Source organism: Kineococcus sp. G2 (assembly GCF_037154035.1).
Lineage (GTDB): Bacteria > Actinomycetota > Actinomycetes > Actinomycetales > Kineococcaceae > Kineococcus.
Genome location: NZ_JBBBEM010000093.1, coordinates 34,149 through 58,490, shown reverse-complemented (window position 1 = coordinate 58,490; position 24,342 = coordinate 34,149). Strand labels below are relative to the sequence as shown.

Genomic DNA, 24,342 nt, shown 5'->3' with positions numbered 1-24,342 from the left:
GCCGGCGGCCGCCACCGCCGCACCGGTCAGGGGTGCAGCAGCACCTTCAGCGCGCCGGAGGAGCGGTCCCCGAGGACGTCCAGCGCCTTCGCGGCGTCCTCGATGCCGAACTCGTGGGTGATCAGGACCGTCGGGTCCAGCACGCCGGCGGCGAAGGCGCGCACCGCGTACGCCCAGGCGCGGGTGGGGGCGCCGAAGACGGTCAGCACGTGCACGTTGCGCGAGACCAGCTCCAGGGAGGAGAGGTCGTCGGCGTCGGCGGCGGGGATGCCGGTGAGCACGACGCGTCCGCCGCGGCGGGCCAGGCGCACGGAGGTGCGGGCCACGCCGGGGGCGCCGGCGGCCTCGACGACGGCGTCGAAGGTGCCCTCCAGCGCCGCGGCGCCCTCGGTGGTCGTGTAGTGCGCGGCCCCGCAGCGGCGGGAGAGCTCCTCGCGGCTGTCGTTGCGGTGCACGACGGTGACCTCGCAGCCGGCGCCGCGCAGCAGCTGCACGGCGAGCAGGCCCAGGGTGCCGGCGCCGACGACGGCCACCTTCGAGCCGGCCGAGACGTCCGCGAGCAGCACGGCCTCGGCCACGCACGCGGCCGGCTCGATGCCGGCGGCGGCGCGCAGGTCGGCGCCCTCGGGCAGCAGGTGCAGGTAGCGGGCGGGGATCGTCAGGTACTGCGCCCAGCCGCCGGGCAGGGTGAAGCCGGTCTCCTCGTACTCCTGCTCCCAGCCCTCGGTGTCGCCGGCGACGGAGGCGGGGGTGCCCTCGGCGGTGCGGATGCCCTGCCCGACGACACCGCGCCCGACGATCTCCTCGGGGACGCCGGCGCCGACGGCCTCGACGGTGCCGGACCACTCGTGGCCGGGCACGACGGGGTAGCGGACGAACTCGGCGGGGCGGGTGCCGGCGAACACCTCGCGGTCGGAGCCGCAGATGCCGCAGTGGGCGACCTTCACCAGGGCCTCACCGGGGCCGGGGGGCGCCACCTCGACGTCGACGACCTCGAGCTGACCGGGGGAGACGACGCGCACGGCGCGGGAGGGAGCCATGCGCCAGAACCTACTGCCCACCGTGGACGTCCCCGCGCCGGCCGCCACCGGCGGCCGGCGTGCTAGCGCCGGCCGTCCTCGGCGCGCTCGATGACCTCGGTGAGCGCGGCGACGAGGCGGCGCGCCTCGGGCAGGGACAGCTGGGCGGTGTCGCCGAGGAAGACGCGGGGCCCGAAGCGGCGCAGCACCGTCTGGCCGTCCTCGGCGTAGGCGAGGTCGGTGGACTCCAGCCGCACGGGGCAGGGGCGCTCGGCGCCCTCGTCACCCTCCAGCGGCACGACGCGCGCCTCGTAGCGGTGCAGCCAGCCGCCCTCGACCTCCAGGCCGCGGGAGGCCCACGGGGGCGCGTCCCAGCGCACGACCTGGACGGACTCGTCCACGACGGCGGCGTCGGCGGTGGTGGTGCGGTCGTCGTCCATGCTGCTCCTGCTGTTCGCGGGTTCCGCAGGCGTGGTGATCCTGTGTGATCACATGGTCGCCCATCGTGGTCGCGGCCAGACTGCCAGATGCCTCCTCGTCTCGCTGGGCGACGGGTCGGGCACTGCGGGTCGCGGTACGGGGGATCAGGGGAACGGCCGCGCGTCCCCCGCCCCCCCGCACCCGCCGGGAGTTGCCCGCACGGGCGTCCCGGCGGCACCATCGGGCCATGCTCCCGGTCCTGGTCGTGCTCGACCCGTTCTGGCCGGGCCGGCGCCCGTACCTCTTCGACGGCTGGTGTCCGCGTCACCGCTGACGCCCCCACCACCCCCGACGGACGAGGACCCCACCGTGAGCACGGACGAGAACCCCGGCACGCCCCCCGCCAGCCCCGCCGCCACCGCCGCGTGGAGCTTCGACACCCTGCAGGTCCACGCCGGCCAGCAGCCCGACCCCACCACGGGCGCGCGGGCGCTGCCGATCTACCAGACCACCAGCTACGCCTTCCGCGACACCGACCACGCCGCCGCCCTCTTCGGCCTCACCGAGCTCGGCAACATCTACACGCGCATCATGAACCCGACCCAGGCGGTCGTGGAGGAGCGCGTCGCCGCGCTCGAGGGCGGCGTCGGCGCCCTGCTCACCGCCAGCGGCCAGGCCGCCGCCACGCTCGCGGTGCTCAACATCGCCCACGCCGGCGACCACGTCGTCGCCAGCCCGCGCCTGTACGGCGGCACGTACAACCTCTTCAAGCACACCCTGCCCAAGACGGGCGTGACCACCACGTTCGTCGAGGACCCCGACGACCCCGCCTCCTGGGCCGCCGCAGTGCGCCCGGAGACGAAGCTGTTCTACGGCGAGACGATCTCCAACCCCGCCGGGGACGTCATGGACATCGCCGCCGTCGCCGACGCCGCCCACGCCGCCGGCGTGCCGCTCGTCGTGGACAACACGATCGCCACCCCCTGGCTGGTGCGCCCGATCGAGCACGGCGCCGACGTCGTCGTGCACTCGGCCACCAAGTTCCTCGGCGGGCACGGCACCTCCATCGCCGGCGTCCTCGTCGACTCCGGGCGCTTCGACTGGGCCGCCTCCGGCCGCTTCCCCGGCCTGAGCACCCCCGACCCCAGCTACCACGGCGTCGTCTTCACCGACGCCGTCGGCCCGGCCGCGTACGTCACCAAGGCGCGCGTGCAGCTGCTGCGCGACCTCGGCCCCGCCGCCTCCCCGTTCAACGCGTTCCTGATCGCCCAGGGCCTGGAGACGCTGTCGCTGCGCATGGAGCGGCACGTGCGCAACGCCCGCGCCGTCGCCGAGTTCCTCCAGGCCCACCCGCAGGTCGAGAAGGTGAACTACGCCTCCCTGCCGTCCTCGCCCTGGCACGCCAACGCCCAGCGGTACGTCCCGCGCGGCTCCGGCTCCGTGCTCGCCTTCGAGATCGCCGGCGGGCTCGAGGCCGGCAAGCGGTTCGTCGACGCCCTCGTCCTGCACAGCCACGTCGCCAACATCGGTGACGTGCGCTCCCTGGTGGTCCACCCCGCCTCCACCACCCACAGCCAGCTCACCGTCGAGGAGCAGTTCTCCTCCGGAGTCACACCGGGCCTGGTCCGCCTGTCCGTGGGCATCGAGGCGGTCGAGGACGTCCTCGCCGACCTCGCCCTCGGCTTCGCCGCGGCCGCCGCCTGAGCGCGGCGGACGCACGGCGCGGGGCGACACTGGACGGGATGAGGAGCGCGGGGGACGTGGCGGTCGACGTGGTGGACGGCGTGGTGGGCGAGGCGTCGGACGGGGTGGTGGGCGGCGCGCCGGGTGCCGCGCTGGACGAGGCGGCGGACGGCCCGGCGGCGGCCGCGCGCGCGGTGGCGGCGGCCCTGCCCGCCGCGCGCACCGCCGCCCCGCCGGCCACGGGCGCCTGGCGGGAGGGCGACCCCGTCGGCCGGCGCCGGTTCGCCGACGTCGGCGACCTGCCGCTGCAGCTCGGCGGGGTGCTGCCGCAGGTGCGCCTGGCGTACGAGACGTGGGGCACCCTCGCCCCCGACGGCTCCAACGCCGTGCTCGTCGAGCACGCCCTCACCGGCGACTCCCACGTCCTCGGCGACGCCGGCGACGGCCACCCCACGCCCGGCTGGTGGCCCGAGCTCGTCGGTCCCGGCAGGGCGCTGGACACCGACCGCTTCTTCGTCGTGGCCGCCAACGTCCTCGGCGGGTGCCAGGGCAGCACCGGCCCGGCCACGCGCCGGCCCGGCTCGGTCCGGCCCTGGGGCTCGGCGTTCCCGCGGATCACCGTCGCCGACCAGGTCGCCGCGGAGGCCCGCCTGGCCGACCACCTCGGCATCGCCCGCTTCGTCGCTGTCCTCGGCGGCTCCATGGGCGGGATGCGCTCCCTGGAGTGGGCCGCCGCCCAGCCGGGACGGGTCGGCGCCGCCCTCGTGCTGGCCACGTGCCCCGCCTCCACCGCCGACCAGATCGGCGCCCAGAGCGCGCAGATCACCGCCGTCGTCTCCGACCCCGGCTGGTGCGGCGGCGACTACCACGACCTGCCCGACGGGCAGGGCCCGCACACCGGCCTGGGGCTGGCCCGCCGCCTCGCGCACCTCAGCTACCGCAGCCCCGCCGAGCTCGACGCCCGCTTCGGCCGCCTCGCCCAGCCCGGTGAGGACCCCCTGGCGCCCGAGCGCCCCGGCCGCTTCGCCGTGCAGTCCTACCTGGACCACCACGCCGCCAAGCTCGTGCGCCGCTTCGACGCCGGCAGCTACGTCGCGCTCACCGACGCCCTGAACACCTGGGACGTCGGGCTGGGGCGCGGCGGCACCGACGCCGCCCTCGCGGCGATCACCGTGCCGATGGTCGTGGCCGCCGTGGACTCCGACCGGCTGTACCCGGTGGCCGACTCCGAGCGCACCGCCGCCTCCCCGGCCACCGTCGGCGGGCTGCGGCTGATCACCTCCACCGCCGGCCACGACGGCTTCCTGGTGGAGGCGGAGCAGATCGCCCCGCTCGTGCGCGAGGTCCTCGCCCTCGGCGCCCGCTGACGCGGCCGCCCGGGGGTGCGCGCACGGCTCCGCCGTCGCCGTCCGGGTGCCGCTGGCCGTCGCCGGACGCGACGAGGCCCCCGCCGCGTGCGCGGCGGGGGCCTCGTCGGTGGACCGGCGGCGCCGGTCGGGGGAGGGGGCGGTCAGCGCGTGCCGGCCACCTCGCGCGGGGCGGGGGTGCCGCCCGCGCCGGTCTCCGGCTCCAGGACCTCGGTGTGCTGCTCGTGCGAGGGGTCCATGCTCCGCTCGTCGAACGGCAGCCGACCCGCGAGGACCTGCGCGGCGCGGGCCCGGTCGATCTGCCCCGTCCAGGTGCCGATGACGACGGTGCCCACCGCGTTGCCGATGAAGTTCGTGATGGCGCGCGCCTCGGACATGAAGCGGTCGATGCCCACGATGAGGCCCACGCCGTCCAGCAGCGCCGGGCGGTGCGAGGCCAGGCCGCCGGCCAGGGTGGCCAGGCCCGCCCCGGACACGCCCGCCGCGCCCTTGGAGGCGATGACCATGAACACCAGCAGCGACACCTGCTCACCGATCGACAGCGGCTGACCGAGGGAGTTCGCGATGAACAGCGACGCCATCGTCAGGTAGATGGCGGTGCCGTCCAGGTTGAAGGAGTACCCGGTGGGCACGACGATCCCGACGGTGGGGCGCGAGACGCCCAGGTGCTCCATCTTCGCGATGAGCCGCGGCAGCGCCGTCTCCGAGCTGGACGTGGACACGATGAGCAGCAGCTCGCGGGCCACGTAGCGCAGCAGCGTGAAGATCGACACCTTCGCCGCCAGGCGCAGCAGCAGCCCCAGCACGATGAAGACGAACAGCGCGCAGGTGACGTAGAAGCCGACCATCACGGTCGCCAGCGCCTTCAGCGCGTCCACACCGGTCTCGCCGACGACCGCGGCGATGGCGCCGAACGCACCGACCGGGGCCACCCACATCACCATCGCGAGCACCTTGAAGACGATCCGCTGGATGGTCTCCACGCCCCGCAGCGCGCCCTCCCCGCGCTCGCCGAGGCCCTGGATCGCGAAGCCCACCAGCAGCGCCACGAACAGCGTCTCCAGGACCGAGCCGTCGGTGAGGGCGGACAGCAGCGACGTGGGGATGATGCCGAGCAGGAAGTCGACGGTGCCGCCGGACTCGTGGGCGGCCTCGGCGAGCTCGCCGCCGCGCCCGCGCAGGTCGTCGGTCAGCTGCAGGTCCGTCGTCGGCAGCAGGTTGCCGACCACCAGGCCGATGACCAGCGCGAACGCGCTCATCACCATGAAGTACAGCAGCGCGGTGCCACCCACCCGGCCCACCTGGGCGGCCTTGCGCACCGACCCGATGCCCAGCACGATCGTGCAGAAGATGATCGGCGAGATCATCATCTTCACGAGGGCCACGAAGCCCGTGCCGAGGGGCTTCAGGGCCGTGCCCACGTCGGGGAACAGCAGGCCCACCGCGATGCCGAGCGCCACGGCGACGATGACGGCGATGTAGAGGTAGTGGGTGCGGTCCTTCGTGCGGGTGCCGGGCTGAGCGCCTGTGCTCATGGGATCCTCCTGTGACCGGGGGGTACGGAGGTGATGGTGCTCACACGCTCGCGCGCCGGTCGTGCTTCTGCACCTTTCGTTCACGGCGCCGCCCGCCGCGCCGCCCGCCGCACCGGGGGAGCGACGCCCCCGTCCCGCCGGCGGCGCTGGACCCTCGCCTCGCGGGTGCTCGTCCTGCAGCTGCTCGTGGTGTCCGTCGTCACCGTCGGCTGCGTCGCGGCGCTGGTGTGGCAGCTGCGCGCCGACGGCCACCGCGACGCCGCCCAGCTCGTCACCGCCGTCGCGGAGACCGTCGCCACCGACCCGGACGTGCGCACCGGCCTGGCCGTGCCCGGCGGCACCACCGACCCGGCGCTCGCCGACGAGCGCGCCGCCGTGCGGGCCCACGTCGAGGACGTGCGCCGCCGCACCGGCACCGACTTCATCACCGTCATGGACACCGGCACGGTGCGCTGGACGCACCCGGACCCGGACCGGGTCGGCGGCCGCTTCGTCGGCAACGCGGCCGCGGCCCTGGCCGGGGGGCGGGTGGTGGAGACCTACACCGGCACCCTCGGGCCGTCGGTGCGGGCGGTGGTGCCGGTGCGCGCCGCCGACGGCCGCGTCGTCGGTGCGGTGGCGGCCGGGGTGACGACCCGCGCGCTGGCGCAGGACCTGCTGGGGCGGCTGCCTCTGGTGCTGGGGGCCGCGGCCGTGGCCCTGGCCGTCTCCGTGGCCGGCAGCCTCGCGCTGAGCCGCTGGGTGCGCCGGCGCACCCACGGCCTGGAGCCGGCGGACCTGACGCGGCTGTGGGAGGTCACCGACGCGGTCCTGCACTCGCTGCGGGAGGGCCTGGTGGTGCTGGACCCGGAGGGGCGGGTGCAGGTCGTCAACGACGAGGCGCGCCGGCTGCTGCCGCCCGGCCCGGAGGGCGCTGCCGACGGCGAGGCGGGCGTGGAGCTGCCGCCGGCGGTGCGCCGCCTCGCGGAGGGCGCGGAGGACGTCGTCGACGACGTGCAGGTCACCGACGACCGCGTCCTGGTGGTCAGCCGCCTCGACGCCCGCTGGGAGGGCCGCCGCGTCGGCACCGTCGTCACCCTGCGCGACCACACGGAGCTGCAGGCGCTCACGCGCGACCTGGACGCGGTGCGCGGCCTCGCCGACGCGCTGCGCTCGCAGGCCCACGAGGCGGCCAACCGGCTGCACGTCGTGGTCACGCTCGTGGAGCAGGGCCGCACCGAGCAGGCGGTGCGCTTCGCCACCGCGGAGCTGGCCGCGGCGCAGGAGCTCACCGACCTCGTCGTCGCGGACGTCGCCGACCCGGCGGTCGCGGCCCTGCTGGTGGGCAAGTCCGCCCAGGCCGCCGAGCGCGGCGTCGAGCTGGAGGTGGAGCCGGACACGGCGCTGCCGGCGGGGCTGCTGCCTGCGCGCGACCTGGTCACCGTCGTCGGCAACCTGCTGGACAACGCGGTGGAGGCGGCGATGGCGGGCACCGAGCCGCGCTGGGTGCGGGTGCGCACCACCTGCGAGGGCGGCGGTGACGAGGGCGGGGGTGGCGGTGGTGGCGTGCGGGCCGTGGAGGTGCGGGTGACGGACTCCGGTGCGGGGCTGCCCGCCGACCTGCTCGAGCGCGCGATGCGGCGCGGCTGGTCGCGCAAGGAGCAGCGGCTGTCGCCCGGCGGCTCGCACGGGCTGGGGCTGGCCCTGGTGGGCCAGGTGGTGCGCCGGCACGGCGGGTCGGTGGCCGTGGAGGAACCGGTGACCCTCGACGACGGCGGCGGCACCCTCGTGGTGCGCCTGCCGGTGGGGCGGCGGTGAGCGCCGGCCCGGTCCGGGTGCTCGTCGTGGAGGACGACCCGGTGCTCGCCGCGGCCCACGCCCGGCTCGTGGCGGACGTCGCCGGGTTCACCGTGGCGGGGACGGTGCACTCCGGCCGGGAGGCGCTGGCCGCCGTCGGTGCCGGCGGGGTCGACCTGGTGCTGCTGGACATGACGCTGCCCGACGTGGACGGCCTGCAGGTGCTGCGGGCGCTGCGCGCCGCCGCCGTGAGCGCCGACGTCATCGCCGTCACCGCCGCGCGCGAGCCGGCCGTGGTGCGCCAGGCGCTGTCGATGGGGGTCGTGCAGTACCTGCTGAAGCCGTTCACGGCGGCGTCGCTGGAGGAGCGGCTGCGCTCCTACGCGCGCTTCCGCGACGAGGTGGCCCGCGCCGGTGGTGCCGCGGGGGCCGCCATGGACCAGGACGCCATCGACGAGGCCCTGGCGCAGCTGCGCACCTCCGCCGGGCCCGCGCGCGGGGTCGCCCCCGCCACCCTGCAGGCCGTCGTCGGCGCGCTGCGCGCCGCGCCGCCCGGCACCGGCCTGTCCGCGGCGGAGGCGGCCGCCGCCACCGGCCTCTCCCGCGTCAGCGCCCGCCGCTACCTGGAGCACCTGGCCGGCGCCGGGCGAGTGCGCAGGGAACCGCGCTACGGCGGCTCCGGGCGCCCGGAGCTGGCGTACCTGCCGACGGCGGCGCTGTGACGCGGCGCGTCGGGCGGTGGGGCGGGCGGTGGGGCGGGGCCACCCGGGCGCGGCGACGCGCAGCCCCCTAGGGTGCGGGGCGTGGCCGCAGCGGAACGCATCACCGACCGGGTCGTCTACCACGGCGAGGGGCCGTGCTGGTCCCCCTCCTGGGGCGGCCTGCGCTTCGTCGACATGATCGCCGGTGACGTGCTCACGCTGACCCCCTCCGGGGAGCTGACGCGCCGGCACTACGGCGACGTCGCGGCCATCGTGCGCCCGCGCACCGGCGGCGGCGCCGTCGTGGCGGTCGAGCGCGGGTTCGTCCTGGAGGACGCCGACGGCTCCCTGACGCCGCTTGCGGAGCTGTGGGGGGCCGACGCCGGGCTGCGGATGAACGAGGGCGGCTGCGACCCCGACGGCCGCTTCTACGCCGGCTCGATGGCGTACGAGCAGTCCGGCGGCGCCGGCGAGGGCCGCGGCTCGGTGCACCGCCTCGACCCCGACGGGTCGGTGCGCACGGTGCTGACGGGCGTGACCATCTCCAACGGCCTCGGTTTCAGCCCCGACGGCGCGCTGGCGTACTACAACGACACCCCCACCGGCCGCACCGACGTCTTCGACTACGACCGCGAGGCGGGGCTGGTGAACCGACGCCCGTTCGCGCAGGTCAACGACGACTCCGGTCGCTTCAACCCCGACGGGCTGTGCGTGGACGCCGAGGGCGGGGTGTGGACGGCCCTGTTCGGCGGCTCCTCGGTGCGCCGCTACGCCCCGGACGGCACGCTGGACGCCGTGGTGGAGGTCGGTGCGCGGCAGGTGACGGCGTGCACCTTCGGCGGCGACGACCTCGGCGAGCTGTTCATCACCACCTCGCGGGAGAACCTGGCCGACGACGACGACCCGGCGGCGGGCAGCCTCTTCCGGTACGTGCCGGGCGTGCGGGGCCTGCCGGTGCTGCCCTTCGCGGGCTGACCGCCGGGCCGGCGCGCGGGTCAGCTCGCCGCGGCGTCCTCGTGCAGCACCGCCGCGGGGGCGGGGGAGCTGCCGCCGCTGCGGCCGGCGGCCTCGTCGCGCAGCCGCTGCGCGAACTCCTCGGCCATCGTGAGCTTGTCGCGCAGCTGCTGCACGCGGGTGTCGGCGGCGGCGCGGAAGGTGTCGAGCTGGTCGAACAGCTCCTCGCGCGGGGTGTCGGAGAGCACCCGGCCGTCGAGGGCGTCGAGGATGCCGAGCAGCTCGCGCATCTCGTCGAGGGAGAAGCCCAGCGGCTTCATGCGCTTGAGGACCAGGAGCCGGTACACGTCCAGCTCGGTGTACAGGCGGAAACCGCCCGGGGTGCGCGCCGACGGCGTGACCAGGCCCATCTCCTCGTAGTACCGGATGGTGCGGAAGCTGTAGCCGACGCGCTCGACCACCTCGCCGATCTGCATGAGCTCGCTCAACGGCAGCTCCTCCCCGTCCTCCGTCGCCGCGCTGCACGGGTGGGGCCCGCGGTCCAGCCCTCGATCGTACGCTCCGCACCTCGTGCTCCGGTGCGGCCGGCGGGAGCGCGCACCCGTGCGGACGCGTCCCGGCGGGGAGCGGGCGGGTGTTCCCGGCGGGGTGGTTCCTCGTTAGCCTGCCCGCTGTGACACGACTGGTCGCGGACCGCGACGCGACAGCGGCGGGCGCCGGTCGTGGCTGAGCGCACCACCCGCCGGGCGCTGCTCCTGGCCGCCGCGGGTGCCCTGCCCCTGCTGACCGCCGTCCCGGCCGCCGCCGCCCCCGTCCCCAGCGGCGAGGACGTGGACGCCGCCCGTCGTGCGGCCGACGACGCCGCCGCCCGCGTCGCCGCCCTGCAGGCGGAGCTGACCGCCCGGCAGGCCGAGCTCGAGGCCGCCCACGTGCGGGTGTCGGTGGCCGTCGAGGACCACGCCGAGGCCGAGGCCGTCCTGCGGCAGCGGGCCGCCGAGGCCGCGAGCGCGTCGGAGGCCGCCGCGGCCGCCGGGACCTCCCTGGCGCGGGCGCGCCTGGCGCTGGGGCGCTTCGCCTCCCGCAGCTACCGCAGCAGCGCCGGCGACCTGGGCCCGCTGGCCTCCCTGCTGGCGGCGCGCTCCCCGCAGGACCTCGCGGAGCGCACCGCGACCCTGGCCCACGTCACCGGCTCCCGGGACGAGGCCGTCACCGCCGCCGACGAGGCGCACCGGCGCGCCGAGGACGCCCGCGCCGCCGCCGACGCCGCCGCCGCGGCCCAGCAGCGGGCCACCGCCGCCGCCGCCGAGGCCCGCGCCGCCGCCGAGGCCGCCGCCACCGAGGCGCAGGCCCTCGTCGCCGCCACCCGCGCCCGCACCGAGGAGCTCATCGCCGAGCTGGCCCGGCTGCGCAGCACGTCCGTGGAGCTGGAGCGCGAGCGCCAGGCCGGCCTGGCCGCCGAGGAGGAGGCGCGGCGCGAGGCCGCGGTGCGCAGCGAGGTCGGGGCCGCCGGCACGGCCGGGGCGGCGCCCGCGCCGGCCGCCGGGCCGACCCCCGGGGCGGACACCGCCGTCGCCTGGGCCCTCGGGCAGCTCGGCGACCCCTACCTGTGGGGCGGTGATGGTCCCGACGCCTTCGACTGCTCCGGGCTGACGCTGCGCGCCTGGGAGGCCGCCGGGGTGCGGCTGCCGCACTCCTCGCGCCTGCAGTACTCCGGTCAGGCGAAGGTGCCGCTGGCGCAGCTGCGCGCGGGGGACCTCGTCTTCTACGCCACCGACACCTCGGACCCGTCCACGGTCCACCACGTCGGCATGGTGGTCTCGCCCGGCCGCATGGTGGAGGCCCCGCACACCGGGGCCGTCGTGCGCACCGCCTCGATCTACCGCTCCGGGCTGCTGCCGCACGGCACCCGCCCGGCCTGACCACCCCCGGGCGGCGCACCGCCCGGGGGTGCGGGGGTCAGTGACCGCCGGCGCCGGCCTCGTACGAGGTGCCCCTGGCCCGCTCGTACGACGCCTGGATCTCCTTCTCGGCCTCCGCGCGGCCGGTCCAGTTGGCGCCCTCCACGGACTTGCCCGGCTCGAGGTCCTTGTAGGTCTCGAAGAAGTGCTGGATCTCCAGGCGGTCGAACTCGCTGACGTCGTCCAGGTCCTGGACCTTGTCCCAGCGCGGGTCGCCCGCCGGCACGGCGAGGACCTTGTCGTCACCGCCGGCCTCGTCGCGCATGTGGAACATGCCGATGGGGCGGCAGGCGATGAGGCAGCCCGGGAACGTGGGCTCGTCCAGGAGGACCAGCACGTCCAGCGGGTCGCCGTCCTCGCCCAGCGTGCCCTCGATGAACCCGTAGTCGTGCGGGTAGCGCGTGGACGTGAAGAGCATGCGGTCCAGCCGGATGCGCCCGGTCTCGTGGTCGACCTCGTACTTGTTGCGCTGGCCCTTGGGGATCTCGATGGTCGCGTCGAACTCGGTCGGCTGCGTCGGCTTCACGACCTCGTCCGAGGGGTGGTTCTCCGACGTGGGTGCCTTGGTCACGCTGCTCCTCTCGCAGGGCCCGGCCGGGCCCGTCCTGTCGGCCGGCGCCACGTCCGGCGCCCGGCGGTCGCGCTAGTGTCGCGCAGTCCCCGTGCCGCTGCGGACGGGTGGTGCCCGGCGGTGGACCGGGCGTGTCGGGACGACGGGCGGGGGGCCTGGTGCGCAGAGCCGTGGTGGGGCTGGCCGGTGCGGCCGCGGCCGTGCTGCTCGCCGGCGGCTACGCCGGGCTTGACGTCGCCGGCGCCGTGCCCGGCCCGCTGACCACCACGCCGCCGCCGACCGCGCCGCCGCTGCCGACCGCCCCGGCCGCCGCCCTGCCCGCCGACGGCGCCGCCCCCGTGCTGGCCCCGCCGCCCACCGGTGCCCCCGTGCCGGACCCGGCGGCGCTGCAGCAGCGGGTGGCCGCCGCGCTGGCCGACCCGGCCCTGGGGCCCGCGCCCTCCGCCGTCGTCGCCGACGCCCTCACCGGCGAGGTGCTGCTGGCCCGCGCCGCCGACGAGCCGCGCACCCCCGCCTCCGTCACCAAGCTGCTGACCGCCGCCGCGGCGCTGCACGTGCTGGGGCCCGCCTCCCGCGCCGCGACCACCGTGGTCGAGGGCACCTCGCCCGACGAGGTGGTGCTCGTCGCCGGTGGCGACGTGCTGCTGGCCGCGGGCGCCGGCGACCCCGGCGCCGTCGCCGGGCGCGCGGGCCTGGCCGACCTCGCCGACGCCACCGCGAGCGCCCTGCGCGAGGCGGGCCGCACCACCGTCGCGGTGCGGCTGGACGACGGGTTGTTCACCGGTGCGGCCGTCTCGCCCGCCTGGGGCGCCGGTGACGTCGCCGCCGGGTACGTCGCGCCCGTCGCGCCCCTCGCCGTGGACGAGGGGCGCCTGGTGGCCGGGCGGGAGGCGCCGCGCGCCGCGGACCCGGCGCTGGAGGCGGCGCGCACCTTCGCGCGGCTGCTGAGCGAACGGGGGATCGCGCTCGCCCCCGCGGACGTCGACGGCGGTGTGGCGCGCGCCGCGGCCGACCCCGCCGCGCCCGTGCTGGCCCGGGTGGAGTCCGCCACCACCGCCCGGCAGGTCGAGCTGATGCTCACCGCCAGCGACAACACCCTCGCCGAGGTGCTGGGCCGCCGGGTGGCGCTGGCCGACGGCCGCCCCGGCACCTTCGAGGACGCGGCGGCCGCCGTCGCGCAGGCCGTCGCCGACCTCGGCGTGGACGTCACCGGCGTGCAGCTGCAGGGCGTCAGCGGGCTCGGCCACGGCAACCGGCTGCCCGCCCGGGTGCTCACCGACCTGCTGGTGCTGGCCGCCGCCGACGGGCACCCGGAGCTGTCCGCGCTGGTCAGCGGCCTGCCCGTCGCGGCCGTGACCGGCACCCTCGCCGAGCGCTACGGCGGCGCGGCCGCCGCCGGCGCGGGCGTGGTGCGCGCCAAGACCGGCACCCTGACCGGGGTCAGCTCCCTGGCCGGGTACGTGCGCGACGCCGACGGCCGCCCGCTGGCCTTCGCGGTCATGACCGACGCGGTGCCCGCGGGCGCCTCGTGGGGCGCGCGCGCCGCCGAGGACGCGTTCGCCGCCGCGCTCGCCGGCTGCGGCTGCTCCTGACCCTCCCGTCCCCCGCACGGCCCAGCCCCACCGCGCCGCGTGCCCCGCCGGGCGCGGCGCGTAGCGTGCCGCCATGGACGCACCGGGGGGCCGTCACGCCGACAGCGCGCAGCGCAGCAGCGCCGCCACGCGGGACGGGGGGCACCCCGGGGACCGCTCGGCGGTGCGCACCGTGGGGGCGTTCGTGGACTTCGACCTGGGCGCGCGGCTGGCCGCCCGCCTGGTGCCGCCGGGGCCGTCCGCCGGGCGCGAGGAGGTGGCCGACGTCGTCGGCGCGCTGCGCGAGGCCGCCGCGCAGGCCGCCGGGCCGGTCTCCGCGACCGCCCGCCTGCACCGCGACCCGGCCCTGGCGCCCGAGCCGCCGGCCCTCGTGGTGGACCGGGCCTCGTGGGCGCGCGCCAACGTGGAGGCGTTCCGCGCCCTGCTGGAACCGGTCGCCGTGCCGCTGCCGCCTGCTCCCCGCGCCCGCCCCGGCGGGCGCGCCGACCGCGCCGCCACCGCCGTCGGCCGGCGCACCACGGGCGGGGAGGTGGGTGCGCTGCTGGCGTTCCTGTCCTCGCGGGTGCTGGGGCAGTTCGACGTCTTCTCCGGCGTCGACTCCGGCGGGCCCGGGCGGCTGCTGCTGGTGGCCCCGAACGTGCTGCAGGTCGAGCGGGACCTGCAGGTGGTGCCCGCCGACTTCCGCCGCTGGGTGTGCCTGCACGAGGAGGCGCACCGGTTGCAGTTCGGCGCGAACCCGTGGCTGCGCCGCTGGGTGACCGACCAGGCGCGCGAGCTGTCCGCGGACCTGCTCGCCCAGCCGCGCGACCTCGCCGAGCGCCTCGGCGGCGTGGTGCGCGGCCTGCCGGACCTGCTGCGCGGCGAGCAGGGCTCGGGCGCGGGCGTGGCGGACCTGCTGCAGACGCCGGAGCAGCGCGAGCGGGTGCGCCGCCTGGTGGCGGTCATGTCGCTGCTGGAGGGGCACGCCGACGTGGTCATGGACGACGTCGGCCCGCAGGTGGTGCCCACCGTGGCGACGATCCGGGCGCGCTTCACCGAGCGCCGGCGCGGTCGCGGCTCGCTGGACCAGGTCACCCGCCGCCTGCTGGGCCTGGACGCGAAGACCCGCCAGTACGCCGACGGCGCCCGCTTCGTGCGCGGGGTGCTGGACCGGGTCGGCTGGGACGGCCTGAACGTCGTGTGGTCCGGTCCCGACGCCCTGCCGTCCCCGGAGGAGGTCGCCGACCCGGCGGCGTGGGTGCGCCGGGTGCACGGCTGAGGCGCGCGCACCGGTGACCGGGCCGGCGCGGGAGGTGGCGGCGGTGCGGGTGGCGGTGCGCGCGGACCTGCGCGCGCTGGCCGCCGCGCCGGGCTCCCTGGTGCTCGCCGCGTGCAGCGGTGGCGCGGACTCCCTGGCGCTGGCGGCGGCGCTGGCCTTCGAGGCGCCCCGCGCGGGGCTGCGCGCCGGGGCGGTGAGCGTCGACCACGGCCTGCACCCGGGTTCGGCGGAGGTGGCGCGGCGGGTGCGGGAGACGTGCGCCGGCCCGCTGGGCCTGGACCCGGTCCTGCTCACCCGGGTGGCCGTCGGCCGCTCGGGTGGTCCCGAGGCCGCCGCCCGCACCGCCCGGTACGCCGCCCTGGAGCGGCTGGCGGCGGAGGCGGGGGCCGTCGCGGTGCTGCTGGGGCACACCCTGGACGACCAGGCGGAGACGGTCCTGCTGGGGCTGGCGCGCGGCTCGGGCACCCGGTCCCTGGCGGGGATGCCGGCGGTGCGCGGGGTGTTCCGCCGGCCGCTGCTGGGGGTGCCGCGCGCGGTGGTGCGGGCCGCCTGCGCGGCGCGGGGCCTGGCGCCGTGGGAGGACCCGTCCAACGCCGACCGGCGCCTGGCGCGCGCCCGCGCCCGCCACGAGGCGCTGCCGGCGCTGGAGGCGGCGCTGGGGCCGGGGGTGGCGGCCGCGCTGGCCCGCTCCGCGGCGGCGCTGCGCGAGGACGCCGACGCCCTCGACGAGCTGGCCGCGCGGCGCGACCCGTTCCGCGCCGACCCCGACGGCGCCGCCGGCAGCTCCGCGGCGGTCACCGAGCTGCTGGCGGCGCCGGCGGCGCTGCGGCGGCGCTGGCTGCGGTCGGCGGCGCTGGCGGCCGGCTGCCCCGCGGGGGTGCTGGCGGCGCGGCACGTCGACGCCGTCGACGCGCTGCTGCTGCGCTGGCGCGGGCAGGGGCCGGTGCACCTGCCGGGGGGTGCGAGGGCGCACCGGGCGTGTGGCAGGCTCGTGCTCACGCCCGCGGGTGGGGACCCCACCGGCTGAGCGCCCGCAGCCAGACCCCGCCGAACCGACCGCACGGAGGACCCCGTGGACGCCGCCGACGCAGGCACCGACCTCGACCACGTCCTGCTCAGCCGCGAGCAGGTGGCCGCCCGCGTCGCCGAGCTCGCCGCCCAGCTGGACGAGGACTACCGGGACAAGGACGTGCTGCTGGTCGGCGTCCTCAAGGGCGCCGTCATGGTCATGGCGGACCTGGCGCGGGCCATGAGCATCCCGCTGTCGATGGACTTCATGGCCGTCAGCTCCTACGGCTCGGGCACGAAGTCCTCCGGCGTGGTGCGCATCCTCAAGGACCTCGACACCGACATCTCCGGCCGCCACGTCCTCGTGGTGGAGGACATCATCGACTCGGGCCTGACCCTGTCGTGGCTGCTGGCGAACCTCGGCTCGCGCGAGCCGGCGTCGGTGCGGGTGTGCACGCTGCTGCGCAAGCCGGAGGCGGCGAAGGTGCAGGTGGACGTCGCCTACGTGGGCTTCGACATCCCCAACGAGTTCGTCGTCGGCTACGGCCTGGACTTCGCGGACAAGTACCGCAACCTCGACTGCGTCGCCACGCTCGCCCCGCACGTCTACAGCTGACCGCCGCGCGGGTGCCTGGCACGCTCAGCGCAGAAAAGCGTATCGGTATGCCGATAACTCTATCGGAATACCGATAGAGTTCTGTTGTGGACGCCACCAACCCGCTGCGGTCCATCGCACCCACGGTGGACGCCGACGTGCTGCACGCTCTCGCCCGCACCCATCGGCCCCTCAACGGCGCGGCGATCGCCCGGCTGGCCGGTCGCTCGTACGCACAGACCCGTGCGTGCCTGCACCGGCTGCTCGCCCACGGGTTGCTGCTCGCCGAGGACACCGGGCCGGCGGTCCAGTACCGCCTCAACCGGGACCACGTCCTCGCCGGCGCCGTGCTGGCGGCGGTGAACGCCACGGGAACGGTCGAGGAGCGGCTGGTCGAGCGCCTGCGGCAGTGGTCCCTCCCCGCGGTGGCGGCGGTCCTCTTCGGGTCCTGGGCTCGGGGCGAGGCCGGGCCCGACAGCGACCTGGACCTGCTGCTCGTGCGCGACGACGGCGTCGACCTCGACGGCCCGTGGGGCGAGCAGGTGCACCGGCTGGGGGAGGACCTGGAGGCGCTGACGGGCAACGCGGTGCAGTTCGTGCAGGTCACGCGCTCACAGCTGTCGACGGCCGTCCGAGAGGGGCAGCCCTTGCTGGCCGGTCTGCGGGCCGACGGCCGGGTGCTCGCCGGGCCGGGGCTGCGGGCGCTGCTGGCGGAAGGGGCGCGTGCGTGAGCGGCCGGCCGGGACGGACCGGGACGTGCACGGCGGTCGATGCCCGCACCCGCCTGCGGCAGGCCCAGCTGCACCTGGAGGCGGCCGAGCTCGTGCAGTCGGAGGAGCTCTCCGAGGCGGCCACCGTCGCGACCGGCAACGCCGTCCTGGCCGCCATCGCCGCAGCGGACGCCATCTGCTGCGCCTCGGCCGGGGTCCGGTCCCGGGGGCAGGACTACCGGCAGGCGATCGCTCTGCTCCAGGAGGTCACGGCGGACGCGGCCCTGGCGCGCGCCCTGCGCGAGATCCTCGACCTCGAGGACGCGGGGCACCACGGCCTCAGCAACGTCTCGTCGGCCAACTGCCTCGCGGCCCTGCGTCGAGCCAAGGCGCTCGTCGAGGCCGCAGTCGTGCGAGTGCGATGACCCCTGCCGGCGCTCTGCACTGCGGTGAGGCCCCGACCGGAGCACCACTGCACGAGTGCCCCGGACCCGGCTCGACGGGCTGGTGGAGCAGGGAGTGCGCATCGCGCCCGGCCGGACAGCACCCGGCCTCTTCCACTTCGGGCGAGGCCGAAAGTGAGAGGAGGGGGCGCTCGAGGGGCGTGCGTTGCACTCACCGCTCTTCCGCTCACGGCGAACCGGTGGGACGCGACCGGAACAGCAGCCCGCCGCCGCCCGTTGGTCCCGCTGACAACCGGGCGCACGACTCGCCGGGGCGGCGTGTCGTCGCCCCGGTGTACCGTCGAGCGTCTGGCAGGACCGAGCAGGAGGGACAGGGGGCGACCCCTCCACACGATGTCGAACCTCAAGCGTGTAGTCCGCGGGCCGTGGCTGTGGATCGTGGTGGCCGTCGCGGTCGTGGCGATCGGCGCGTCCTTCTTCGCCTCCAGCGGCACCACCGAGGTGTCCACCACGCGCGCCCTGGAGCTCATCGACGACAACCAGGTCGAGAGCGCCACCCTCACCGACGGCAACCAGCGCATCGAGCTGCGCCTGAAGGAGGGCGTGGACGTCGACGGCGCGACCACCGTGCGCTCGTACTACATCTCCCAGCGCGGTGACGAGGTGCTGAGGGCCCTGGAGGCCTCGGACGTCGAGAGCGTCACGGACGAGGTGCCGACCACGAGCATCCTCTCCTCCCTGCTGTTCACGGTCGGCCCGATCCTCCTGCTCCTGCTGCTGTTCTGGTGGCTGATGAGCCAGATGCAGGGCGGCGGCAGCCGGGTCATGCAGTTCGGCAAGTCCAAGGCCAAGATGATGACCAAGGACACCCCCAAGACGACGTTCGCCGACGTCGCCGGCGCCGACGAGGCCGTCGAGGAGCTCCACGAGATCAAGGAGTTCCTCTCCGAGCCCGGCAAGTTCCAGGCCGTCGGCGCGAAGATCCCCAAGGGCGTCCTGCTCTACGGCCCGCCCGGCACCGGCAAGACCCTCCTCGCGCGCGCCGTCGCCGGGGAGGCGGGGGTGCCGTTCTACTCGATCTCCGGCTCGGACTTCGTGGAGATGTTCGTCGGCGTCGGCGCCTCCCGCGTGCGCGACCTCTTCGAGCAGGCCAAGCAGAACGCCCCCGCGATCATCTTCGTCGACGAGATCGACGCCGTCGGCCGGCACCGCGGCGCCGGCCTGGGCGGCGGGCACGACGAGCGCGAGCAGACCCTGAACCAGCTGCTCGTGGAGATGGACGGCTTCGACGTCAAGACGAACGTCATCCTCATCGCGGCCACCAACCGCCCCGACATCCTGGACCCGGCGCTGCTGCGCCCGGGCCGCTTCGACCGGCAGATCGCGGTGGAGGCCCCCGACATGGAGGGCCGGCACAAGATCCTGCAGGTGCACGCCAAGGGCAAGCCCATGGCCCCGGGCATCGACCTGCTCTCCGTGGCCCGCCGCACGCCCGGCTTCTCCGGCGCGGACCTCGCCAACGTCCTGAACGAGGCCGCGCTGCTCACCGCCCGCGCCGGCGCGAAGGTCATCGACGACGCCGCCCTCGACGAGGCGATCGACCGCGTCATGGCCGGCCCGCAGAAGCGCACCCGCCGGATGAGCGAGAAGGAGCTGAAGGTCACCGCTTACCACGAGGGCGGGCACGCCCTGGTGGCGGCGGCCCTGCCGAACACCGACCCGGTGACGAAGGTGACGATCCTGCCGCGCGGGCGGGCCCTGGGCTACACGATGGTGCTGCCCACGGAGGACAAGTACTCCACCTCCCGCAACGAGATCCTCGACCAGCTCGCGTACGCCCTGGGCGGCCGCGTCGCCGAGGAGCTCGTCTTCCACGACCCCACGACGGGCGCCTCGAACGACATCGAGAAGGCCACCGGGATGGCCCGCAAGATGGTCACCCAGTACGGCATGAGCGAGCGCATCGGCGCCATCAAGCTCGGCACCGGTGGCGGCGAGGTCTTCCTCGGCCGCGACATGGGCCACGAGCGCGACTACTCCGAGGGCGTCGCCGGCATCGTCGACGAGGAGGTCCGCCGCCTCATCGAGGCCGCCCACGACGAGGCGTGGGAGATCCTCGTGGAGCACCGGCAGGTCCTCGACGACCTCGTCGTCGCCCTGCTGGACAAGGAGACCCTCAACCAGGCCGAGCTGGCGGAGATCTTCGCGCCCGTCGTCAAGCGCCCGCAGCGGCCGGTGTGGCTGTCCAGCGAGCGCCGCCACGTCTCCGACCTCCCGCCGGTGGCCGGCCCGCGCGAGCGCGCCGCCCTCAACGGGCACGGGGCGCAGGTGCCGCTGAACCGCACCCACGAGGAGCCGTGACCGGCGGCACCACCCCCGGTCCGACCACCGCCGGCACCCCGGCGCGCGCGGGCGTCGACACCGCGCGCGCCGAGGCCGCCGTCCGGGAGTTCCTCCTGGCCATCGGCGAGGACCCCGAGCGCGAGGGGCTGCGCGACACCCCGGCGCGGGTGGCGCGGGCGGCGGGGGAGCTGTTCGCGGGCCTGGCGCAGGAACCCGCCGACGTGCTGGTCACCGACTTCGGCCTCGAGCACGACGAGCTGGTCCTCGTGAAGGACATCGAGGTGCAGTCCACGTGCGAGCACCACCTCCTGCCGTTCCACGGCGTCGCGCACGTCGGCTACATCCCCGGCGAGCACGGCCGGGTGACGGGCCTGTCGAAGCTGGCCCGCCTGGTGGACGTGTACGCCCGGCGCCCGCAGCTGCAGGAACGGCTGACCACGCAGGTCGCCGACGCCCTCGTCGACGGGCTGCACCCGCGCGGCGTCATCGTCGTCGTGGAGTGCGAGCACTCCTGCATGACGTACCGGGGCGTGCGCAAGCCGGGCGCGAAGACCATCACCTCCGCGGTGCGCGGCGGGCTGCGCCACCCCGCGACCCGCGCGGAGGCGATGAGCCTCATCGTGGCGGGCCACCGGTGAGCGCGCTCCCGGCTGCGCTGGACGCGCTGCTGGCGCCGGGCCGCTGCCGCGTCGTGGGCGTCGTCAACGTCACCGCCGACTCCTTCTCCGACGGCGGGCGCTTCCTCGCCGTGGACGACGCCGTCGCCCGCGGGCTGGCGCTGGCCGCCGCCGGTGCCGACGTCGTGGACGTGGGCGGGGAGTCCACCCGCCCCGGCGCCGGGCGCGTCGAGGCGGGCGAGGAGCTGCGCCGCGTCGTCCCGGTGGTGCGCGAGCTCGCCGGCCGGGGCGTGCCGGTCAGCGTGGACACGATGCGCGCCGACGTCGCCCGCGCCGCCGTGGAGGCCGGCGCCGTCCTCGTCAACGACGTCTCCGGCGGCCTGGCCGACCCGGCGATGGCCCCCACCGTGGCGGAGCTGGGCGCCGGGTACGTGCTCTCGCACTGGCGCGGGCACTCCGACGTCATGGGTTCCCTGGCCGTCTACGGCGACGTCGTCGCCGAGGTCGAGCGCGAGCTGGCGGGCCGCCTGGACGCCGTCACCGCCGCCGGCGTGGACCCCGCCCGCGTCGTGCTGGACCCCGGCCTGGGCTTCGCGAAGGTCGCCGAGCACGACTGGGCGCTGCTGGCGGCGCTGCCGCGGCTGGCCCGGCTGGGCCGCCCGCTGCTGGTGGGCGCCTCCCGCAAGCGGTTCCTGGGCGCGCTGCTGGCCGCCGGGGACGGGACCGTCCCGCCGCCCGCCGGGCGCGACGACGCCACCGCGGCGGTGTCCGCGCTGGCCGCGGCCGCCGGCGCGTGGGGCGTGCGGGTGCACGAGGCCGCGGCCTCCGCGGCGGCCGTGCGGGTCGCGCGGGCGTGGGCCCTCGCGGGCGCGGGGACGCCCGAGGCCGCCACCGCCGGTGCGGGGGTGCCGTGAGCTCCCTGGACGCCGCCGGGCCCGTGACCACCGCGGACGGCCGGGTGCTGGACCGCGTGGTGCTGCGCGGCCTGCGGGCCGTCGGCCGGCACGGCGTCTTCGAGGCCGAGCGCCGCGACGGGCAGACGTTCGCGCTGGACGTCGCGCTGCACCTGGACGTCGCCGAGGCCGCCGCCGGCGACGACCTGACCGCCACCGTCGACTACGGCGCGCTCGCCGAGGAGCTGGTGACCGTGCTGACCGGCGAACCGGTGGCGCTGCTGGAGACGCTGGCCGAGCGGGTCGCGGCCGCCTGCCTGGCGCGCTCGCCGCGGGTGGCCGCCGTGGACGTCGTCGTGCACAAGCCGCAGGCGCCGCTGAGCGTGCCGTTCGACGACGTCGAGGTGGCCGTGCGGCGGGTGCGGGCGTGAGCGCCGCCGGGGCCCGGGACACGGGCCGCCCCCTGCCGGTGGTGCTGTCGCTGGGCGCGAACCTGGGCGACCGGGCGGCGGCCCTGGACGCGGCGGTGGCCGCCCTGCGCGCCGCGGACGGCCTCGTCGTGGACGCGGTCTCCGAACCCCTGGCGAGCGAACCGGTGGGCCCGGTGCGCGAGCAGCCGGAGTTCCTCAACCTCGTCGTGCTCGGTCGCACCGAGCTGGCGCCTCGGGAGCTGCTGGCCCTGTGCCACGAGGTGGAGCGCCGCGGCGGGCTCGACCGCTCGGTGAAGGTCCCCGGCGGCGCGCGCCCCATCGACGTGGACGTCGTCGCCCACGGCGACCTCGTGCTGGACGAGCCGGACCTGGTCCTGCCGCACCCGCGCGCGCACGAGCGCACCTTCGTGCTGGCGCCCTGGGCGCAGCTGGACCCGGGCGCGGTGCTGCCGGGCCCGCGCGGCGGCCCGGTGCGCGAGCTGCTGGCCCGCCTGGTGGGGGAGGACGCGTGAGGCCCACCCGCCCCGGGGTGCTGCTGGCCGTCGGTTTCCTCGCCGCGGTGCTGACGTGGTCGGGGCTGCGGGCCTGGACGGCCACCGGCGCGGTCGAGCCGCAGCTGCTGTGGCGCACGGTCCTGACGCTCACGCTGCTGGCCGTGGCGGTCTTCGGCCTGGGCTGGCCGGTGCGCCAGTGGGTGCGCGGCGACCGCGCCCGCCGCATCGACGCCCTGCGCGCGGCGCGCACCGCGGTGCTGGCGAAGGCGGCCTCGGTGGCCGGTGCCCTGTTCGCGGGCGTCTCGGCGGGGTTCGCCGTGCACTACCTGCCCACGCTGGAGATCGCCGCGCGCCGGGAGCAGTTCCTCGTCGCGCTCGCCGACCTGGTGGTCTCCGCCCTCCTGCTGGCCGCCGGCCTGGTCGTGGAGCGCTACTGCCGGGTGCCCCCGGAGGGTGACGGCTCCGACGGGGACGGCTCGCCCGCCTGACCGACCGCCTGGCGCGGCAGCCGCACCGGGTCGGCGTGCACGTGCACGCGGTGCTTGTCGGCGCGCTTGGCCGCGTACATGGCCGCGTCGGCCACGGCCAGCAGCCGCTCGGCGCGCTCGGCGGGGCTGCCGCCGGACCCGGCCGTGGCGGCGCCGACGCTCACCCCGACGGCGAAGGTGCCCGCGGCCACGACGACCGGCTCGTGCAGCGCCGCGACGAGGCGCTCGCCGGCCTCGCGCAGCCCGTCCACCCCGCAGCCCGCCGGGCACAGCACGGCGAACTCGTCCCCGCCCAGGCGCGCCAGGGTGTCGGCGGGGCGCAGGCGGGCGGCGAAGCGGCCGGCGACCTCCCGCAGCACGTCGTCGCCGGCGCCGTGCCCGGCGGTGTCGTTGACGTCCTTGAAGCCGTCCAGGTCGCAGTACAGGACCCCCGCGCTGCCTCCGGCGAGCGCCTCCTCCAGCCGCTCGCGCAGCAGCACCCGGTTGGGCAGCCCCGTCAGCGCGTCGTGGCGGGCCTGGTGCTCCAGCGCGGCCGCCGCCCGGCGATGCACGGCGCGCACCTCGGCGTCCAGGCGGTCGCGCTCCTCGCGGTGCAGCACCAGGGGGGCGACGACGACGACGAGCACGATCACCAGCAGTTGCGCGAAGAGGACGGCGCGCGGGCCGGGCAGGGTCTGGAAGACGCCCACCCCCGGGAGCAGGACCATGGCGGCACCGCCCAGCACCGTCGCCCACAGGGCCGTGGTGGAGGACAGCCGCAGGCCCACCCACACCGACACCGGCGCCAGCAGGAACGCCAGCGGCAGGCTGAACGGCTGCGCGAACAGCCAGCCGAAGAAGGTGCAGGCGGCGACGGTGACCAGCAGCACCTCCGCGCGGCCGGCCTCGCAGCGCACCTCGGTGCGCTGCCGGTCGCCGGCGCGCAGCCACAGCACCGCCACCAGCAGGGTGCTCGCGGTGTGGCGCACCGCCCAGCCCACCAGGGCGGTGACGGGCTCGGCACCCAAGGTGAGCGTGACGGCGGGAATCCCCACGACCGCGCCGGCCAGGGCACCGGTGGTCGCCGCGAGCAGCAGGACCCACACGTCCCGGGGGCTGCGCAACCGGAAGCCCCGCGGCTGCAGGTGGTGGTGCACCCAGCAGGCCGTGAGGGCGTGCACGGCACCCGAGGCGGCCATCAGCAGCGCCGCCGCCGCTGCCTGCCCGCTGAGCAGCTGCGCCGCCGCGCCGGAGCCCAGCAGCAGGACCGTGTCACGCCGGCGGGCGCGCGGGTCGCTCCAGGACCGCGCCAGCCAGGCGAACCCGACGCCCGCCGCGGGCCACAGCACGGCCACCGCGGCGCCCTCGGGCACCGAGGCCCGCCCCAGCAGCACGGCCAGGGCGTGCAGCACGGCGAACCCGGCCGGGACGGCCGCGCTGCGCAGCCGGGCGGGAGGGGTCACCCCCGGATCATCGGATCCGCGGGTGCCGGGGTTGAGCCCCCGGCGCCCGCGGCGGTGGGGCGACGGCGCTGGTCCGGCGGTGC

The 24,342-nt window shown here is 77.0% G+C and carries 24 protein-coding genes; 18 read left to right on the top strand and 6 right to left on the bottom strand.

Translation table 11 applies throughout. From position 1 onward, the window contains the following. Positions 1–26: 26 nt before the first annotated feature. Positions 27–1,040, bottom strand: a complete 1,014-nt coding sequence (locus V9U69_RS13730; protein ID WP_337062389.1) for a zinc-dependent alcohol dehydrogenase — start codon at positions 1,038–1,040, stop codon at positions 27–29. A 62-nt stretch (positions 1,041–1,102) separates the two neighbouring features. After that, positions 1,103–1,459 (bottom strand): hypothetical protein, encoded by a 357-nt coding sequence (locus V9U69_RS13725; RefSeq protein ID WP_337062387.1) that lies wholly within the window; start codon positions 1,457–1,459, stop codon positions 1,103–1,105. 349 nt (positions 1,460–1,808) lie between these two features. Here V9U69_RS13725 and V9U69_RS13720 point away from each other — a divergent pair, with 349 nt between their 5' ends. Then, a complete protein-coding gene (locus tag V9U69_RS13720) occupies positions 1,809–3,143 on the top strand; it encodes a bifunctional o-acetylhomoserine/o-acetylserine sulfhydrylase (protein WP_337062385.1) in 1,335 nt (444 codons plus the stop codon). A gap of 38 nt (positions 3,144–3,181) precedes the next feature. Continuing rightward, entirely contained in the window at positions 3,182–4,489 is a 1,308-nt protein-coding gene (gene metX / locus V9U69_RS13715) for a homoserine O-acetyltransferase MetX (protein WP_337062384.1), read from the top strand. A gap of 143 nt (positions 4,490–4,632) precedes the next feature. Here metX and V9U69_RS13710 read toward each other — a convergent pair whose 3' ends face one another. Then, positions 4,633–6,024, bottom strand: coding sequence for a cation:dicarboxylate symporter family transporter (locus V9U69_RS13710; protein ID WP_337062383.1), 1,392 nt, complete (start codon positions 6,022–6,024; stop codon positions 4,633–4,635). 165 nt (positions 6,025–6,189) lie between these two features. Between V9U69_RS13710 and V9U69_RS13705 the strand changes: the two genes are divergently transcribed. From V9U69_RS13705 to V9U69_RS13695, 3 genes are all read left to right on the top strand, one after another. Further along, a complete protein-coding gene (locus V9U69_RS13705) occupies positions 6,190–7,821 on the top strand; it encodes a sensor histidine kinase (protein ID WP_337062382.1) in 1,632 nt (543 codons plus the stop codon). Further along, complete coding sequence (locus tag V9U69_RS13700; RefSeq protein WP_337062381.1) at positions 7,818–8,522, top strand: response regulator; 705 nt, start codon at positions 7,818–7,820, stop codon at positions 8,520–8,522. Before V9U69_RS13705 ends, V9U69_RS13700 begins: the two co-directional genes overlap by 4 nt. An 81-nt stretch (positions 8,523–8,603) precedes the next feature. Continuing rightward, positions 8,604–9,476, top strand: a complete 873-nt coding sequence (locus V9U69_RS13695) for an SMP-30/gluconolactonase/LRE family protein (protein ID WP_337062380.1) — start codon at positions 8,604–8,606, stop codon at positions 9,474–9,476. A gap of 20 nt (positions 9,477–9,496) precedes the next feature. Here V9U69_RS13695 and V9U69_RS13690 read toward each other — a convergent pair whose 3' ends face one another. Then, positions 9,497–9,931 carry a MerR family transcriptional regulator gene (locus V9U69_RS13690; protein WP_442907773.1) on the bottom strand — a complete coding sequence of 145 codons (435 nt, stop codon included), beginning with the start codon at positions 9,929–9,931 and terminating at the stop codon, positions 9,497–9,499. A 246-nt stretch (positions 9,932–10,177) separates the two neighbouring features. Between V9U69_RS13690 and V9U69_RS13685 the strand changes: the two genes are divergently transcribed. Beyond that, a complete protein-coding gene (locus V9U69_RS13685; RefSeq protein WP_337062378.1) occupies positions 10,178–11,374 on the top strand; it encodes a C40 family peptidase in 1,197 nt (398 codons plus the stop codon). Positions 11,375–11,411: 37 nt separating this feature from the next. Here the strand turns inward: V9U69_RS13685 and V9U69_RS13680 are convergent, their stop codons facing one another. Continuing rightward, positions 11,412–11,939: an inorganic diphosphatase gene (locus V9U69_RS13680; RefSeq protein ID WP_337062430.1), complete on the bottom strand. Its 528-nt coding sequence runs from the start codon at positions 11,937–11,939 to the stop codon at positions 11,412–11,414. 203 nt (positions 11,940–12,142) lie between these two features. Here V9U69_RS13680 and dacB point away from each other — a divergent pair, with 203 nt between their 5' ends. The 12 genes from dacB to V9U69_RS13620 all read left to right on the top strand — a co-directional run bounded on the left by dacB (position 12,143) and on the right by V9U69_RS13620 (position 22,817). After that, positions 12,143–13,576 carry a D-alanyl-D-alanine carboxypeptidase/D-alanyl-D-alanine endopeptidase gene (gene dacB / locus V9U69_RS13675; protein WP_337062377.1) on the top strand — a complete coding sequence of 478 codons (1,434 nt, stop codon included), beginning with the start codon at positions 12,143–12,145 and terminating at the stop codon, positions 13,574–13,576. A 73-nt stretch (positions 13,577–13,649) separates the two neighbouring features. After that, a complete protein-coding gene (locus V9U69_RS13670) occupies positions 13,650–14,834 on the top strand; it encodes a zinc-dependent metalloprotease (RefSeq protein WP_337062376.1) in 1,185 nt (394 codons plus the stop codon). Positions 14,835–14,847: 13 nt separating this feature from the next. Then, entirely contained in the window at positions 14,848–15,861 is a 1,014-nt protein-coding gene (gene tilS / locus V9U69_RS13665) for a tRNA lysidine(34) synthetase TilS (RefSeq protein ID WP_337062374.1), read from the top strand. 45 nt (positions 15,862–15,906) lie between these two features. Next, positions 15,907–16,458 (top strand): hypoxanthine phosphoribosyltransferase, encoded by a 552-nt coding sequence (gene hpt / locus V9U69_RS13660; RefSeq protein WP_337062373.1) that lies wholly within the window; start codon positions 15,907–15,909, stop codon positions 16,456–16,458. An 86-nt stretch (positions 16,459–16,544) separates the two neighbouring features. Beyond that, complete coding sequence (locus V9U69_RS13655; protein WP_337062372.1) at positions 16,545–17,168, top strand: nucleotidyltransferase domain-containing protein; 624 nt, start codon at positions 16,545–16,547, stop codon at positions 17,166–17,168. Further along, positions 17,165–17,572, top strand: coding sequence for a hypothetical protein (locus tag V9U69_RS13650; RefSeq protein WP_337062371.1), 408 nt, complete (start codon positions 17,165–17,167; stop codon positions 17,570–17,572). The genes V9U69_RS13655 and V9U69_RS13650 overlap by 4 nt, the downstream gene beginning before the upstream one ends. A gap of 372 nt (positions 17,573–17,944) precedes the next feature. Next, positions 17,945–19,912: an ATP-dependent zinc metalloprotease FtsH gene (ftsH, locus tag V9U69_RS13645; RefSeq protein WP_337062370.1), complete on the top strand. Its 1,968-nt coding sequence runs from the start codon at positions 17,945–17,947 to the stop codon at positions 19,910–19,912. After that, positions 19,909–20,532 (top strand): GTP cyclohydrolase I FolE, encoded by a 624-nt coding sequence (folE, locus tag V9U69_RS13640; RefSeq protein WP_337062368.1) that lies wholly within the window; start codon positions 19,909–19,911, stop codon positions 20,530–20,532. The genes ftsH and folE overlap by 4 nt, the downstream gene beginning before the upstream one ends. Beyond that, a complete protein-coding gene (gene folP, locus V9U69_RS13635) occupies positions 20,529–21,425 on the top strand; it encodes a dihydropteroate synthase (protein WP_337062367.1) in 897 nt (298 codons plus the stop codon). The genes folE and folP overlap by 4 nt, the downstream gene beginning before the upstream one ends. Beyond that, positions 21,422–21,835: a dihydroneopterin aldolase gene (gene folB / locus V9U69_RS13630; RefSeq protein ID WP_337062366.1), complete on the top strand. Its 414-nt coding sequence runs from the start codon at positions 21,422–21,424 to the stop codon at positions 21,833–21,835. Before folP ends, folB begins: the two co-directional genes overlap by 4 nt. Continuing rightward, the gene (folK, locus tag V9U69_RS13625) at positions 21,832–22,347 is read left to right on the top strand and encodes a 2-amino-4-hydroxy-6-hydroxymethyldihydropteridine diphosphokinase (RefSeq protein WP_337062365.1); all 516 of its coding nucleotides are present in this window, start codon (positions 21,832–21,834) and stop codon (positions 22,345–22,347) included. The genes folB and folK overlap by 4 nt, the downstream gene beginning before the upstream one ends. Next, positions 22,344–22,817, top strand: a complete 474-nt coding sequence (locus V9U69_RS13620) for a DUF3180 domain-containing protein (RefSeq protein WP_337062364.1) — start codon at positions 22,344–22,346, stop codon at positions 22,815–22,817. Before folK ends, V9U69_RS13620 begins: the two co-directional genes overlap by 4 nt. Here V9U69_RS13620 and V9U69_RS13615 read toward each other — a convergent pair. After that, positions 22,760–24,259 (bottom strand): GGDEF domain-containing protein, encoded by a 1,500-nt coding sequence (locus tag V9U69_RS13615; RefSeq protein ID WP_337062363.1) that lies wholly within the window; start codon positions 24,257–24,259, stop codon positions 22,760–22,762. The two genes, V9U69_RS13620 and V9U69_RS13615, sit on opposite strands and share 58 nt — an antisense overlap. Positions 24,260–24,342: the final 83 nt, after the last annotated feature.